Below are 14521 nucleotides of genomic sequence, written 5' to 3'. Positions count from 1 at the left end.
TGATATTGCGTTTTTATTTGTGATTAAAAATTTTTCATCTGAATGATAATAGCAAAAGTAATGATAAAAAGACAGTGTTTTGTATGTTTAAAAATGCAAATACACCCGTTTTTACACGGGTGTATTACCTAATCACATGTTTTAAATCTGCAGAAACTCTTATCCCTGTAGCAGGGTAATGATGCGTTCACCAAATTCGCGTGCAGAAGCTGAATAGCAGAGCGCGTGTTGTTTTATTGGTAAGCATATTTTTTTGATTTGTAAGATGTTTTATATGTTTGTACGGGCTTAATTATGCTTAAAATATGCAAACAAAACAAGGACTGATAGAAAATAAGTGCTTGCAAATGATGATCTGAAAAAAATAATCGGTTGTTTTTTAGGCAACCGATTATCAATTCTTATGCTATAAAAAGCGTTGTGTGTATATCGCTATTAATAAAATCCGCCCATGCCCGTTATATCAGCAGCAAAATCAGCTTGTTGATGTTTTTGTTTTTTGAGGTGCTCAGCGGCTACTTTTCCGTTCTCAAGTTCATTTTTAATAGACTTGTCATTAAGAATCCTTTTCTGAAGCATAATAATAAGGGAAATAGTAATGATAATTACCGTAAAATACATGTCGACTAGAAACCAGCTGTATCGAAGTATGATGGCAATTCTTCTTCCTTAGGCGGGTTTTTTCTTTCAAGAACTTCCTTATGCTGTACCTCGATTCCGGCTTCAAATAAATCATTAACGGTCTTTGAAATTTTGGAGAGGTCTTGCGCCTGATAACTGCCATTTAAAATATGTGTTTGATAGCGATTGAGCATATTTTTGTTGAATACGGGGAAGTATGCCATGCCTGCGGCTTGCGTTAATTTATCTTGAATGTCTGCAAGGACTCTTTGGCCCATTTCGCCATATAGTGTTTGCTGTCTAGGATGGACGGTAGCCTCGGATTCTTTCTCTTCTTCTTCTTCTTCTTCAGCCCTGCCACCAGCTCTTTGTGCGCGTTTATAGTCTTCGCGTTGTTTCTCTTCATATTCTTGTCTTGTAGATGCCAATAATGCTCTTACCTCAGGATCTTCCTCTTCAGATTGGTATCCTGATTCCTCATTATAAAGATCATACGCTGATTGCATTACGCCTGACAACAAAGTGAGGCCAACAAAGCTCATAAAATACCATTTTTTTGTCATTTTCATAATTATCCTTTTGTTTGAATGGTCTTTTTATTTAACTATGGATTATTCTATATGAAAACATAGTATCATGATTCGTGGTAATAAAACAAGGGTTTTGTGCTTTGATATACAAAAATACACCCGCTTTTATACGGGTGTATTACCTAATCACATGTTTTAAATCTGCAGAAACTCTTATCCCTGTAGCAGGGTAATGATGCGTTCACCAAATTCGCGTGCGGCGCTTGGACCGATTGCCGTGATGATTGCGTCATCAACAATTACTTCTTTTGGGTCATAGTGTACATCATATTCTTTATAAATTCCGCCCAGAAGATTATCACCATTCCATCCAGTTGCATGTCTTCCTTTTAGGATTTCTGCGTGTGCAAGGATGCGAGTAGAGATGCAAATTGCTCCGATTACTTTTTTTTGATGCGCTGCAGCGGTAAGCAGATTATAACTATCTTGATTATCAAGATTTTCTAATGCTCCGGGGCCGCCGATGAAAAAAATGCCATCGTAATTTGCAGCATTCACACTATTAATTAAAAAATCAACTTCAGTAGTCGAGCCGTCAGAGGCGACCGCAGTGCCGAGGTTATTGCTTGCGGTGAATATTTGAAACCCTGCCTGCTCAATGAGCTTTCTGGGAACTTCATATTCAACTGGTTGATATCCCTGATGTGCAATAACAAAAAGAATAGTATTTGTCGCCATTGTTCACTTTCGTTTTTCTACAAAGAAGGTTGCTACTGTCACTAAGATAAACGATTATCGGATAGTTCTTTATTGTTTATATACTTTGCAGAATAGAAGGTAATGTCGTTGTTGTCAATCTGTGTATGGATGGCACACGCGGGATATGAAATGGTGGGAGTCTTAATCTTTTCTGATAATGGGGTTATGACAATTGTGGTGTCTGGTGACATTGGGATGCTTACCGAGTGTTGCGCAAATCGTACAAGATTTATTTTTTTTTCGATACATGCTCTTCGCATAGCTCCATAAGCATATAACCCAGATTTTTTCATGGTCTCCTCCCAGCAGACTAGATAGATATTTTTAATGGTAACGCAATGGGTAAGGCGCGTAATGGCGTTAAATAAGCTGATTCCTGGCTGTAGTAGGATCAGATGATCGATGGTTGTTTGACCTGTCTGTTGCATGAACTGCGGTAAAAATCGGTACTGCACCCATGATTCGGCGGAAATGCGTTGTCCAAGATAACCAGGATCAATAACGGTAGTGCAGTTATTTTTAGATATGATATGGAGCTGTCCTTTATTACATGCAATGGTGGTGTGGTTGTTTGCTGGCCGTGCAAAGTAGCTATATCCGCAGATGGTAATTAAAAGGGCGATAAAACAGATAATGCTCAACCATTGGGTGCGAGTTTTCTGATGAATTATAATAAAAAGTGCCACAATTGGCAGAAGAAGTAAGAGCGGCATTGGTGGTGCGATAAATCCGACGAGCCAATCAAGTTGTGGGATGTTCAGTATTTTGAACCATACTATAGTGATTTTTTCTAGCGCATAGATAAGCCATCCTTGCGGAATATACAGCAGCTCGCAAAAAAAGATGAGGCAAGAGAGTGATAAGAAAACGGTTAGAAATGGGGTAAAAATCAAATTACCCAAAATAGTTAATGCAGATACGGGTAGACCCCATGCGACCAAAATCGGTAAAGAAAAAATGGTCAGAAATAGTTGTAATTGCAAAAAATCTAACAACCAGTTTTGCAACCACTCAGTAGTTTTGCGTGTATAATTTCCTATGTTCATACAGCTGTATAGTAGCATGATTTATTGGGTAAGTCAGTATAACTATTGCTGTTTGGTTGATTGTGTCATTATCCTGGTGACGGTCTGTTAATCTTGGGTAGTAATAGGTAAAGGAGAGCGGATGAAAAATATACGATCTAGCAAATTGAGAGATTATTGGAGAAGTACTGTGGATTCAGTGCATTGTAAAATATCCCGTGGTGCTGAAGGGATTGCAAAGATGATTGGGTATGCGCGTAAGGAAAACTGGCGTAAGCGTGAGCACCAGCATCACAGTCAACATGATCATTATCAGCATAATCATCGTAATGATAAAAAATAGGTTTTTGTTTTTGGAGAATTGCAATGGGCGCACCGGATACAAAAAAACTATTTCTTGAATATAAGGCGTATAACATGCGCCTTTCTTCTTTGATAATGACCACAAAAGCCGGATCAGGGCATGTAACGTCATGTCTTTCTGCAGCAGATATTGTGGCAGCACTTTTTTTTGATGCAATGCAGTATGACCCGCGTGATCCTGACAATCCTGATAATGATCGATTTATCTTATCAAAGGGGCATGCAGCGCCTATTTTGTATGCAGCATGGAAAGAGGCCGGTGTGCTGACTGAGCACGATTTACTTTCTTACCGCCGGTTTGATTCTGAGTTAGAAGGCCATCCAACGCGTCGTTTTAAATATACTGAAAGCGCAACCGGTTCGCTGGGTATTGGACTATCAATTGGTGCAGGTATGGCATTGGCCGCCAAAATGGATGCACGGAACTATCGTACGTTTGTGTTGATGGGGGATGCTGAGATAGCAGAGGGATCAATTTGGGAGGCGGTTGAACTCGCTGCACATTATAAGCTCAATAATTTGATTGGCATTGTTGACTGTAATCGGTTGGGGCAGAGTGATGAATCATTACACGGTCATCATGTTCAGCGATTTGCCGATAAATTTAAAGCATTTGGTTGTCAGACGTATAGTATAGATGGTCACGATATGCAGGAGATTATTGGCACCTTACATCGAGCTCTTGCCCATGCGGATCAGTCTGATCAGCCGGTTATTATTTTGGCAAAAACATTTAAAGGCCATGGGGTACAACTGTTTGAAAATAAAGAAAACTTTCATGGCAAAGCATTAGATGAACAACAGCTTGCTGTTGCGGTGACACAACTTGCGCATACATTTCCAGCTGCAGCGCAGTATAAAAATGATGAGTATGTGTGGGCGCCACAATTGCCGCAGGTAATAAAAAAAACGGTACCAGCTGGATGCGTGGGGGTTGATTTTCACGATCCGGTGTATGCACTTGGTGATATGGTCGCAACGCGTAAAGCATATGGAGATGCGGTGACCGCCCTTGGGCGTGTTTGTGAGCAGGTGATCTGTTTGGATGCAGAAGTAAAAAATTCTACTTTCGCAGAGATTTTCGAACATCGTTTTCCAAAACGATTTATACAATGTTTTGTCGCAGAACAAAATATGGTGAGCATGGGGGTTGGACTTGAGCGACGGGGTAAAATGCCATTCATTTCTACATTTTCAGTTTTTTTCAGTCGTGCATATGATCAGATTCGAATGGCTGCAATCAGCAATGCAAATCTACGCCTGGTTGGTTCCCATGCGGGAATCTCGATCGGTCAAGATGGCCCTTCGCAAATGGGGTTGGAAGATATTGCGTTAATGGCGGCATTGCCAGGTTCTGTGGTGCTGTATCCGAGTGATGCAATTAGTACGCATGTGTTAGTTGGTGCAATGGCTGAATATAATCAGGGAATTAGTTATTTGCGTACCACGCGCATGGAAACGCCAGTGCTGTATCCAACGTACGAAGATTTTTATATTGGTGGATGCAAAGTAGTGCGCCAGAGCGATCAGGATGCTGCATGCGTAGTTGCTGCCGGGGTCACCCTGCACCAAGCACTTGCAGCATATGATCAATTACTGCGAGAAGGAATTTCCATTGCTGTGATTGATTTATATTCAATCAAGCCGCTCGATTATAAAACGGTGCTTTCGGTTGCTCAAAAATCAGGCAATCGTCTTATTACGGTGGAAGATCATTATCTGCAGGGTGGCATGGGACAGTTAGTTACCTATGCGTTAAGAAATAGTGGTATCACGGTTGATTGTTTGGCGGTCACCGCGTTGCCTCGATCTGGATTGCCGGAAGAGCTGCTTGCATGGGCTGGTATTGATGCCGCAGGAATCATGCGTGCGGTGAAAAAGAAGAAATAAAAAACGGTACCGGGAGATTTCCTGGTACCGTTTTCTGGAGATATCTATTATTTACTCGTTGATCGACTTTTCTACCGCTTCCCATTCAGCAGTTAACTTTTGAAGGGTTGCTTTAGCATCGACTAACTGTTTTTGTAGTGCAGTAGCCTCATCTGAACCCCATGTTGCCGCAGTGATCGCAGTTTGTAGATCAGCAGCTTTCTGTTCAGCTTTGGTAACCATTCTTTCAAGACGGTTCGATTCTTTTCGGAGTAAGAAGAGTTCTTTGTTTGATTTCTTAGGACCAGCGCTTAGCTCTTCTTTAAAATCTTTTTGCTTATTCGATGGCTTAGCTCCGTTCGATTCTGCTCCAGGAGTTGTTGCATATTTTTTTTGGTACAAGAATGAATCAAAGTTGCCATGGTATAAAAATGCGCCAGTAGGAGTAAGTTCAAGAATGTGAGTTGCAAGATCATTCACAAAATCACGATCGTGAGAAACAAAGATCATAGTACCGGTGTACGTTTTCAGCGCACGGAGCAAAATCTCTTTTGATTGAATATCCAAATGGTTGGTGGGCTCATCAAGCATAAGTAGATTTGCGTCATTCAGGAGCGTGCACACCATACCAACCCGGTTTTTTTCTCCACCGCTCAGTACGCCAACTTTTTTCTTTACATCATCATTACTAAATAAAAATGCACCAAGAAGAGATCGTACAGCCTGTTCTGTTTTTTCTCGAGCTCTTTGAGTTACATTTTCTAAAATGCTCATATCTTTGTTGAGCATTTTGTTTTGATCTTGCTCAAATAAAGCAGAAGTTACTTGTCCACCGACATTGATCGTGCCTTGTTGGCAAGGAATTTTACCGTTGATGATGTTAAGCAATGTTGTTTTACCGACACCGTTAGCAGCAACGATGGCTACTTTTTGTCCTCGTTCAATTTCACATGATACATTTTTAAAAATCTGTTTGTCGCCAAATGAGTGAGCAACATTTTTCACTTCCAGCACGGTTCGGCTTGAAGGCTTTATTGATCCAAAGTTGAATGTAATAATCTTGTCAGAAGGTGGTAGTTCAATGATTTCTATTTTATCGAGCGCTTTGATCATGCTTTGCGCCATCTTTGCTTTGCTTGCAGATGCGCGGAATCGCTCAATAGTTTCTTTTTTCTGTTTGATCTCTTTTTGTTGGTTCACGTATGCAGATCGTAATAATGCGTCATTATGTTCTTTTTGCGCAAGGAATTTTGAATAATTTCCGGTATACATAATGCCCTTGCCTCGTTCAAGGCTTAAGATATGGCTACAGAGTTCATCCAAAAAGTACCGTTCGTGGCAAACAATCATAAATCCAAAAGATGCATTCTTTAAAAATTCTAAAAACCACTCTTTTGCAATTAAATCAAGGTGGTTTGTCGGTTCGTCAAATAGATAGAAATCAGCATCTTGCAGAAGGAGCTTTGCAAGTACAACACGCATTTTCCATCCTACGCTCAGCGTAGATACGGGCATGTCAAATTGCTCTGTAGAAAGTCCAAGGCCTTGTAAAATTCGCTTTGCTTGCGCCTGCATTTGCTCGAGGTTATAATCAGCCAAAGTTGCTTGCACTTGTGCATATTCGATTGCTATTGCAGTGTCATTGCTCGATGTCATTTGATGTTGCAAAAGAGCTGCTTTATCAAGTAAGTCTGCAATTTCCTTAATCGCTCGCACTGTCTCATCGATGATCGAGCGGTCAGATTCGAGGACCACGTTTTGGGGGAGATATGCAATTTTTTTACTGGTTAAATATTTTAGCGATCCGCTATCCAGTTGTGAATTATCAATAATTGCATGAAGTAAGGTTGATTTTCCTGATCCATTGCGGCCAACGAGTCCAACTTTTTGATCCTGTTGAACAGTGAACGATATATCGTTGAAGACTACTTGTGATCCGAATGAAAGATTAATATTATCTGCGTGTATCATAATACGTCTATTATACCATATATTTGTGAGGAAACAACGGTAAAAATTAAAAAAGGGACATTGCAAGCCCCTCTTTTAATCAAATTATATATATTTAGTTCTGTTGCAAGCGAGGACTTGATGGAGCGCTTGCTGATCGAGCGCGAGGCGTTGACGGTGAGTCAGATAATCTTCTTTGTGGGCTGACGCTGCCGTTTCTTTTGTGTTTATGCGCCGGTAGAGGTGCTAGGGGAAACTGTTGTAGAGCAGCGCTTAAGTCTTTCGTTGTTGTAGAGAGATCGAGACGGAGCATTTTTCTCACTCTTTTTTTTTGTATTGATGGTGATAGTTCACGCCATTGCGGTGATAGTAAAAAAGCTCTTTTTGCAGCCAGTTCTGCTTCTTGTCTACCTAAAATATCTTCAAAAAAAGAAGTTGGAGATTGTGGTTCACTTTTATTATCAAACTGTTCAGAGTCAAACGGTGTAGTTACTATGGCATGTATTGCCATCAAACGCGTCACAGTGCTTCTTGTGTCATCGCTTTGGTCTGGGTCAGCAAGTATAGCAGCGCCTGCTTCATTGAGTTGCCATGCTAGTCTTTTTGCATTTCCATCCCCAAAGATCTGTATCAAGCCGCGAGTTATTGCTTGTTCCGCAGCATCGGCTGCTCCTGCATAAGCTGCCTCAAGTCCATCTGCGCCTAATGCCTCTGCATGTATAAATGCTTCTTCTAATAGGTTGCCAGCGGCAGGTAGGGCTCTGGTAGTAATAATCAGTAACGGTATCGCGGTTAACGTCAGTAAATTTAGTTTCATCGGGTCCTCTTTCTATTTTTGTATAGGTAAAACTGATAGTGCGGTTGGGTATATTATAGGCAAAAAGAGAGGCTGTCTATTTTTTATTTTAGCTCAATGATTTCGTGCGTGGTCTTATGAGTTCGGATGTCAATCGGCAGGCGTTCAGAGTTGTGTCACTTTCGCTTAATCGACGTTTCGGATTTGGGCGATCGGTAAGGCGCCAACGGAGTTGGCTTTCGAAAAGTAGCAAACGCTGCGATTCTGCATATGATCTTATCGGTGACGAGCTCTGTATTTCGCCGGATTCTGGATCAACCCATCGTGACGAATTTGGAACAAATCGTTCTCCTGGATTTGCAGCATGCACCATTGCTGTGCTCAGCAGAGCTAAGTAGATAGTGGCCAGAGGCAGCGATTTTAACATCTCAATTCCCTTTTTTCTCATTTTTATTCGTCATAATAGACAACGTTGGTTGTGCTTCTTCATTATGCCATATTTCTTCTGACCATGTATCGATCTCATCTAATAGATGGGGAAGCATATCTACAAATTGAGATAGTATAAACTCTACGTGTGCCAGAGATCGTTTATTGATTTGAATTTTCACTTGACGAATCTTTGGATGATGGCTGAATTTGCGGCGAGAAAAGAGGGAAGTGGTATGATTTTTTTGCTGCGCATATAAACCCTGTGGGTCTGCAATTTGAATCAAATCGGTGCTGGAATAGAGTGAATATATTGTAGTAAACATTGGATCTTGTGTGTATGGTGCCGTGAGGTCTTGTACGGGACATGCAAGCAAGACGAGTTCATCTATGCGGAGCGGTGTACTGTATTGAGAGGCAATTCGGGCAAGATTTAGTGCCACATTCCCGCCATGACTATGGGTTATGAGACGAATGCGTGGACGGTAGCCATGTGTTTGCTCATACTGTTCAAGCAGTGTGATAATTTCTTGGTAGAGCTGATGTGCAGCTTCTTCTCGTGCCTCAAATGATAATATTCCTGACCATCCAAACATATAAAAATGATCTGCAGGGAACTGTTCAGGTGCGCTTTGGCATATTTTTTTACCGATGGTGTGATGGTGCATGTCAGTGGTAAGGGTTCGTGGGTCAAAGATACCTGGCTTAGTATAAAAGAACTTTTTAATCGGGCCATATGGTGCAAAATGATAGGTTTTACAGGTCCCGTGGACCCAAATAGTTACCATTTGCTGGCAGTTGGTTTGTGGTGCAGAGATATCATTCTGGATTGGAGCATGTTGTTTGCGGGGGGTAGAATCGGCCATCCAGATCGTTTTTTTAACTTGTTGTTTTTTAGCAGATGAGCCAGCGCAACCAGAAAGCATCGCGGTAAACGTTAAAAGGGTGAGATATGGTTTACGAAAAAAATTGCGTTGGTTCATGATTTAACAACCGTATAAAATTATATTCAATTACTCTGATTATATAAGTTCATCTTTCCTCATTATTGCTGTCTTGTCAAACAGATGGGTTTTCGCTCTGAAACTTTCTTTTTTTCTGGTTATGGGTTGAGATACGGAGTGTATGCTCGGTGGACGGATCATCCCAGGCGTCAGATGCCCATGTTTTTATTTCAGATAAGACCTTGGGTAGCATACGGACAAAACGGGATAAAATGAATTCAATGTGAGAGATAGATCGTTTATTTATCTGAATTTTCACTTGGCGTATTTTTTGATGGGGCGTAAAGCGCCGTCGAGAAAAGAAAGAGGATGTTTTGGTGGGGCTATATAACTGTTGCGGGTCGATTATTTGTAAAAAATCTTTGGTGGAATAAAGCGAATATATCTGTTTGAACATGGGGTTATTGATGTGCTGTGCGGTGTGATCTTGTACGGGGCATGCAAGGAGGATAAGTTCGTCGATCGCCAGAGGATCTGTTGGGCGTTGCGTCATGGTTGCCATATTCAGAGCGACATTTCCACCGTGGCTATGCGTGATCAGCCGGACGCGTGGGGTTGTACTATATGTTTTTTGATAGTGATCGCAGAGTGTAATGAGCTCTGCGTAGAGCTGTTCAGCGGCTTTTTGCCGAGCAGCAAATGATAATGTTCCGGACCAACCAAACATGTAAAAATGTTGCGCAGGAAAGAGAGGGCTTTCGGTGAGCGTTGTGCCAATTTGATGACGGTGAGTTGTAGGATTCAAGGTGCGTGGGTCAAAAATACCCTGCTTAGTATAAAAAAACTGTTGAATACTGTTGATCGGTAGTTTTGCAATTGATGGAGTCGTGCCATGTATCCAAATGGTGATGGTGATTGGAGCTGTGGATATGTTTTCTGTGTTAGTAGGTGCGGGAGATTTCTGTTGATTAGTACCAGTTATGATAACTGTTTTTTTAATATGCGTTTTTTTTGCATCAACATAGTGCAGTACCGTTATGCTGCACAGAAAAATTATATATAATACTCTCTTTTTTACCATATTCCCTACCCATATTGCTACTTTTTTTCTTAGTCTAGCAATAACGGATAGGGATTTTCGATAGATGAATTATCTTCTTTTCAAAGGGAACGCGTTTCCAGCAAAGTAGCCTATCACACCCACCCAAGCCATTTCTGCAAATCTCCTGAACTTAGATTTTTCTTTAATATTAAATAATTTGTTGTATGCGCTTTTTTGTTTTGCGTGATGTTCAATGATTACCTGTGATTTCTGTTCTGGTGTGAGAATCTTCCAATGAGGTGATGTCAAGAATGCTATTTGATCCTGTGCTGCTGTCATCTCTGTGTCTAAAATGGCATGGAATGATGCATCCACAGTCAGCGGTTGCTTAGTCGATGATTGTAATGTGTTCGATGGAGTAGCAGAATTTGTTTGCAGGGGAGTAGATGGGCTGGCGGCAGGGGTTTGCACTTCTGTTTTGGTTGTATCTGTTTCGCTCTCATCATATGCCACTGTTGCCTTTTGTTGATGTGCATTGGTACATGCGTATGTAGAAAGCAATAATGCGGTGAGGGTTATTTTTTTCATCTGATTCCTTGTAGTATTGGGTTGAATTTACTTGCAGCAATATAATTACATTCAGTGCTTTTGTCTATGGAGTCAGACGTTATTTTTTGCATGCGGAATTTTAACGAAGACGGAAGAGAGCCTCGGCGAACGCACCATATTCGGAGGTATTTACCATCTTCTGATATAGAGCCACGTTATAGTAGCAGCTGATATATCATGCTTGCGACAGCCTGTATGCATGCAACTGCTTGTATATTGGCATGTTCTAATAATGGCGCATGGTTAGTAAGGGCCTTTGTGTTTGATAACATAAATAAAGCAACACCTACAAATGGTTGTGTAAATAATCTTTTTAAAATAGAGGGTTTTTTCTGCAGATGTGCGATCTCTTGCTGCTCTTGTGCGTAATGATTATCAATGAATTCTTCTTGTGCTGCTGCGGATAAGTTGTTCCATTGGTCAGAGTTCATATGGTCCAGAACTTCTTGTGTTCTTTTGAGTTTAGAAATTAATGTTCCATAAAAATGGTGGCCAGTAGAACCAGGCTGCAATGGATTGCTCATATCGTTTGGTTGTCGAGGGAGTTTTATAGTAAATTGTGCGCCACTTAAGTGGGAGGCTGATTTATCGGGCCAGTTGATTTGTAGGTGGTGTGTGGAAGCAGATTTTTCTGCTTCTGATTCGCAAGATGTATTATCGTTTTTCGTCAGTTTTTTGGTTAACTCCAGCTTTGGAGAAGATTGGTGTGTGGTACTTTCATGTGGTTGATCGGATGATGCAAATAGGGACGCTTGCATGTATGTTGTAAACAATAGCACGGTCACGTAATGGGTGAATTTTACTTTCATGACATTCCTATTAATGTGTGTTGGGTGGAAGCTATTCGATTACGGGATAGATGGGCACGTTCATTCTATAGAGGTGCCCAGGAGAATTGCGACTATTTTTTTGCTTTTGGTATAACGTGGTTGTTAGCGATAAGAGCATTGTATTGCTGTATGCATTTGCCAAGATGATAGGTTGCGCCACAGGCAATTTGTACGAGCGATGCAGTTCCAACGAGTCTTCTTAAAGCCTTATCTGCAATGCCGAAAGAAGCAACCGCTCCCATCAGGCCGAGGGTCGGATTGGCGAGAAAACCAGGACCGTTCGCTCTTGAGGGTAGGCCAGTTGATAGTAATATTTGCCGTAGTGATGGCGCAGTTGGGGTTTTTGGCTTGATGTTTAACTCATTGCATGCGGTCGCAAGTATTTCGCCGTATGTGCTTATTATAGTTCCAGAATCATTGTAGTTGCTTGAATCCTTTTGTAACATTTTTTTATGTCCTAAGGTTTCCGTATGGATATCATTTAAGCAATGTCGAAGAGGCGTGTGTCCAGCATCCTGGCTATCTTTCGTTTCTTCTTCAGGCCATGTTGTTGTATAGTTGAGTGCGAGGTGGGCTGCTTCTAATCTTTCAAGTGCAGATCCTAAAGCTATTTCTTCTGTGGTTGCAACAGGGGTATCGTCATCAGGGGATGTCCTGCGTGCTGCATCAAGCTGTAAAGAGCAGTTGGCCGTCGTATAATTTAGGAGTCCTGAAAATGTGAGCGTTGAATCAGCTTTAAGAGCGGCTATGGCTGCGTTAGCAGCAGTCACTATAGGAAGCTCAGCGCCCAGCAATGGACTACAATTGAAAACAACGCTGATTAACAATAAAAAAAATTGTTTTTTAAAATTCATTTTTTCCCTTTTGCGGTGGTGTGTAGTAATAATTTATTATTATTTTTCTTGATATGGTGCGTAAAGACTTGATCGTGGTTTTGGTTGTAATTGATAAGCGGCAGCGGATCCGTCAGCTCTACCTTTCGGGGTTGAGCTGAGGATTGCTTTGACAGATGTTCTTTCTGCATTAAGCATCTGTGTTAACAGTGCTATTTTTTGTTCTGGTGAGTGTTTTCCCCAATCAGGAGTCTTCAGATGATTGCACCAATTAGTAAGGCGTTGTTTTTGTACGCTTAACATCGTAGCATAGTGAATGTTTTGTTCATGTTCTTGCTGCGCTGGATCAGACGCAGGTTCTTTTTCTTCTACTATACTGATTGATTGCGCGAGCAACATTTTTGTGACGGCATCGGCTTTGGTCTGCGCTAATGCGAGTGATGTTCTTAGTACAGAAAGTAATAGTTCAGGGTTTTGAAATAAGCCTAACATTTCTTGAGCGAGTTCTTGTTCGTTGGCAGGAGGTACTTCCTCTGCGGCAGCATGGAGCGATGAGAGTGGTAAAACAGGCAATATGATGCTAAAAAAAATGACGAGTGATTTCATTATTTTTCCCTATGACGATTTGTGATATAAGCGAGTGACTAAATTCTATCAGAGAGCCTGTTGCGATGTGATACGGTTGCAAAAAAGAAAGAGGCTGATTTTAACCTCGGCCTCTTTCCTTTAAACGCTTGCGTTGTATTGCGCCATCTATGGTGTATTAATTTCTGACCGTATCAGTGAAACCAGTCGGTTGGCTTGTGAGACTCTTACTAAGAGCAGAGCCTCTCAGTCCTGATTGTGAACCATTTAGTTGTTGTTTCGCGTGCGCAGCCTTTAGTCTTTTCAAGAGATCAGATCTTTGTGGGGATACAGTATGCGCAAGAGTTCTCACCGTTGCTAGACCGGTAGCAAACCCACTACCGAGAGTCAACAATGATAATTTCTCTCTAATAGCTTGTGGTACCCGAGAAGAATTACTCGCAGTATGCGCGACCGCTGTTACAAATCCATAAGCTGCTGGAGAATAAGGTACGTAAGTTAGACTATATTTAAACGCTGCCCACCGTGTTGGTATTGCTGGCGGCAAGTCGTCAGGAACTATAGGGCTTCCAGCACCAGGACCATTTCCCGGTATTGGTTCGGGTTTCGGATTCTGCCGCCGCTCTTTTTGCTCTTCTTCTAGACGTGCAGCGTAGTTAATTTTAGCGAGAAAGAGGGGGTCTTGCTCTATCCGGCTATAAATGTCGGTTACATCTGTTTCTGGTGAAACGTCTTGCAGCGCTATGGCTACTTCGAGAGCGAATTGTTTTTTTTGTGTATACAGTTGTTGCTTTTGTGTTTCTTCAGATGCTTTTGACGCCCGTGCATGCTCTTCTGTTGCCTGTGCAATTCTTTCTAAAGCTGCACATAGCCGTACGGATTGTGCTGGGAGTTGTCCTAGCGATTCAGTTTGTTCCCGCAATATTTGGAGTAGAGCATTTGATGCGCGTGCAGCTTCATGCGCTGCTTTTGTTTCCTCATCAGTCTCTGCTTCGCTATCAGCGCTTCCTGATAATTTTTGAGCGTGACCTTCTTCAGCTTGATTAGTACGAGCGCTCAAAAGATCCGGGGCTCCTGGACTTGCAGGGGTTTGAGGTGGTGTATCAACAGTTATATGAGGTGGAGTTGCATGAGCGCTAGATGAGCTGGATGCATGCCCAGGCGTGTCGTCTGCGCCCTTAATTTCCAGACAAGAAGTAGAAAACAGCACCGTCAACAACATTAAGGATATTTTTTTGAGAATCATAAAGGACTCCTCCCTGTTAGAATTAAAAAAATGAGATTAATAATAAGCAATTATTAACATTGCAGTGTGTATGTTGGGGGAAAAGGATAT

At 41.5% G+C, this 14521-nt stretch carries 16 protein-coding genes; 2 read left to right on the top strand and 14 right to left on the bottom strand.

The window, feature by feature from the left end; translation table 11 throughout:
• Positions 1-435: 435 nt before the first annotated feature.
• The 4 genes from VGT41_01385 to VGT41_01370 all read right to left on the bottom strand — a co-directional run bounded on the left by VGT41_01385 (position 436) and on the right by VGT41_01370 (position 2956).
• Entirely contained in the window at positions 436-621 is a 186-nt protein-coding gene (locus VGT41_01385; GenBank protein ID HEV2600927.1) for a hypothetical protein, read from the bottom strand.
• A 5-nt stretch (positions 622-626) separates the two neighbouring features.
• Positions 627-1190 carry a hypothetical protein gene (locus VGT41_01380; GenBank protein HEV2600926.1) on the bottom strand — a complete coding sequence of 188 codons (564 nt, stop codon included), beginning with the start codon at positions 1188-1190 and terminating at the stop codon, positions 627-629.
• Positions 1191-1364: 174 nt separating this feature from the next.
• A complete protein-coding gene (locus VGT41_01375; GenBank protein ID HEV2600925.1) occupies positions 1365-1889 on the bottom strand; it encodes a DJ-1/PfpI family protein in 525 nt (174 codons plus the stop codon).
• Between the two features lie 41 nt (positions 1890-1930).
• On the bottom strand, positions 1931-2956 hold the full coding sequence (locus VGT41_01370) for a hypothetical protein (GenBank protein HEV2600924.1): 1026 nt from the start codon (positions 2954-2956) through the stop codon (positions 1931-1933).
• Between the two features lie 121 nt (positions 2957-3077).
• On the opposite strand from VGT41_01370, the gene VGT41_01365 reads away from it, so the two are divergent.
• Both VGT41_01365 and VGT41_01360 read left to right on the top strand, forming a co-directional pair.
• Positions 3078-3278, top strand: a complete 201-nt coding sequence (locus VGT41_01365) for a hypothetical protein (GenBank protein ID HEV2600923.1) — start codon at positions 3078-3080, stop codon at positions 3276-3278.
• A 23-nt stretch (positions 3279-3301) separates the two neighbouring features.
• On the top strand, positions 3302-5188 hold the full coding sequence (locus VGT41_01360; GenBank protein HEV2600922.1) for a transketolase: 1887 nt from the start codon (positions 3302-3304) through the stop codon (positions 5186-5188).
• Positions 5189-5239: 51 nt separating this feature from the next.
• Here the strand turns inward: VGT41_01360 and VGT41_01355 are convergent, their stop codons facing one another.
• The 10 genes from VGT41_01355 to VGT41_01310 form a co-directional block, all read right to left on the bottom strand.
• Complete coding sequence (locus VGT41_01355) at positions 5240-7138, bottom strand: ABC-F family ATP-binding cassette domain-containing protein (GenBank protein HEV2600921.1); 1899 nt, start codon at positions 7136-7138, stop codon at positions 5240-5242.
• A 94-nt stretch (positions 7139-7232) separates the two neighbouring features.
• Positions 7233-7934 (bottom strand): hypothetical protein, encoded by a 702-nt coding sequence (locus VGT41_01350; GenBank protein ID HEV2600920.1) that lies wholly within the window; start codon positions 7932-7934, stop codon positions 7233-7235.
• Positions 7935-8022: 88 nt separating this feature from the next.
• On the bottom strand, positions 8023-8340 hold the full coding sequence (locus VGT41_01345; GenBank protein HEV2600919.1) for a hypothetical protein: 318 nt from the start codon (positions 8338-8340) through the stop codon (positions 8023-8025).
• 1 nt (position 8341) lies between these two features.
• Positions 8342-9325, bottom strand: coding sequence for a hypothetical protein (locus VGT41_01340; GenBank protein ID HEV2600918.1), 984 nt, complete (start codon positions 9323-9325; stop codon positions 8342-8344).
• 76 nt (positions 9326-9401) lie between these two features.
• Entirely contained in the window at positions 9402-10367 is a 966-nt protein-coding gene (locus VGT41_01335) for a hypothetical protein (GenBank protein ID HEV2600917.1), read from the bottom strand.
• Positions 10368-10436: 69 nt separating this feature from the next.
• Positions 10437-10916, bottom strand: coding sequence for a hypothetical protein (locus VGT41_01330; GenBank protein ID HEV2600916.1), 480 nt, complete (start codon positions 10914-10916; stop codon positions 10437-10439).
• 176 nt (positions 10917-11092) lie between these two features.
• Positions 11093-11746, bottom strand: a complete 654-nt coding sequence (locus VGT41_01325) for a hypothetical protein (GenBank protein ID HEV2600915.1) — start codon at positions 11744-11746, stop codon at positions 11093-11095.
• Positions 11747-11838: 92 nt separating this feature from the next.
• Entirely contained in the window at positions 11839-12621 is a 783-nt protein-coding gene (locus VGT41_01320; protein HEV2600914.1) for a hypothetical protein, read from the bottom strand.
• Between the two features lie 39 nt (positions 12622-12660).
• The gene (locus VGT41_01315) at positions 12661-13206 is read right to left on the bottom strand and encodes a hypothetical protein (GenBank protein HEV2600913.1); all 546 of its coding nucleotides are present in this window, start codon (positions 13204-13206) and stop codon (positions 12661-12663) included.
• 157 nt (positions 13207-13363) lie between these two features.
• On the bottom strand, positions 13364-14431 hold the full coding sequence (locus tag VGT41_01310) for a hypothetical protein (protein HEV2600912.1): 1068 nt from the start codon (positions 14429-14431) through the stop codon (positions 13364-13366).
• Positions 14432-14521: the final 90 nt, after the last annotated feature.

The organism is Candidatus Babeliales bacterium, assembly GCA_035944115.1.
GTDB lineage: Bacteria > Babelota > Babeliae > Babelales > Vermiphilaceae > DASZBJ01.
Note: the sequence above shows the minus strand (reverse complement) of the source record. Positions and strands in the feature narration are given on the sequence as shown.

Excerpts from the sequence above, each read along its gene's own strand:
- VGT41_01350 (HEV2600920.1), bottom strand. The coding sequence starts at position 7,934 with ATGAAACTAAATTTACTGACGTTAACCGCGATACCGTTACTGATTATT.
- VGT41_01345 (HEV2600919.1), bottom strand. The coding sequence starts at position 8,340 with ATGTTAAAATCGCTGCCTCTGGCCACTATCTACTTAGCTCTGCTGAGC.
- VGT41_01320 (HEV2600914.1), bottom strand. The coding sequence starts at position 12,621 with ATGAATTTTAAAAAACAATTTTTTTTATTGTTAATCAGCGTTGTTTTC.
- VGT41_01355 (HEV2600921.1), bottom strand. The coding sequence starts at position 7,138 with ATGATACACGCAGATAATATTAATCTTTCATTCGGATCACAAGTAGTC.
- VGT41_01385 (HEV2600927.1), bottom strand. The coding sequence starts at position 621 with ATGTATTTTACGGTAATTATCATTACTATTTCCCTTATTATTATGCTT.
- VGT41_01315 (HEV2600913.1), bottom strand. The coding sequence starts at position 13,206 with ATGAAATCACTCGTCATTTTTTTTAGCATCATATTGCCTGTTTTACCA.
- VGT41_01360 (HEV2600922.1), top strand. The coding sequence starts at position 3,302 with ATGGGCGCACCGGATACAAAAAAACTATTTCTTGAATATAAGGCGTAT.
- VGT41_01335 (HEV2600917.1), bottom strand. The coding sequence starts at position 10,367 with ATGGTAAAAAAGAGAGTATTATATATAATTTTTCTGTGCAGCATAACG.
- VGT41_01365 (HEV2600923.1), top strand. The coding sequence starts at position 3,078 with ATGAAAAATATACGATCTAGCAAATTGAGAGATTATTGGAGAAGTACT.
- VGT41_01375 (HEV2600925.1), bottom strand. The coding sequence starts at position 1,889 with ATGGCGACAAATACTATTCTTTTTGTTATTGCACATCAGGGATATCAA.
- VGT41_01340 (HEV2600918.1), bottom strand. The coding sequence starts at position 9,325 with ATGAACCAACGCAATTTTTTTCGTAAACCATATCTCACCCTTTTAACG.
- VGT41_01380 (HEV2600926.1), bottom strand. The coding sequence starts at position 1,190 with ATGAAAATGACAAAAAAATGGTATTTTATGAGCTTTGTTGGCCTCACT.
- VGT41_01330 (HEV2600916.1), bottom strand. The coding sequence starts at position 10,916 with ATGAAAAAAATAACCCTCACCGCATTATTGCTTTCTACATACGCATGT.
- VGT41_01370 (HEV2600924.1), bottom strand. The coding sequence starts at position 2,956 with ATGAACATAGGAAATTATACACGCAAAACTACTGAGTGGTTGCAAAAC.
- VGT41_01310 (HEV2600912.1), bottom strand. The coding sequence starts at position 14,431 with ATGATTCTCAAAAAAATATCCTTAATGTTGTTGACGGTGCTGTTTTCT.
- VGT41_01325 (HEV2600915.1), bottom strand. The coding sequence starts at position 11,746 with ATGAAAGTAAAATTCACCCATTACGTGACCGTGCTATTGTTTACAACA.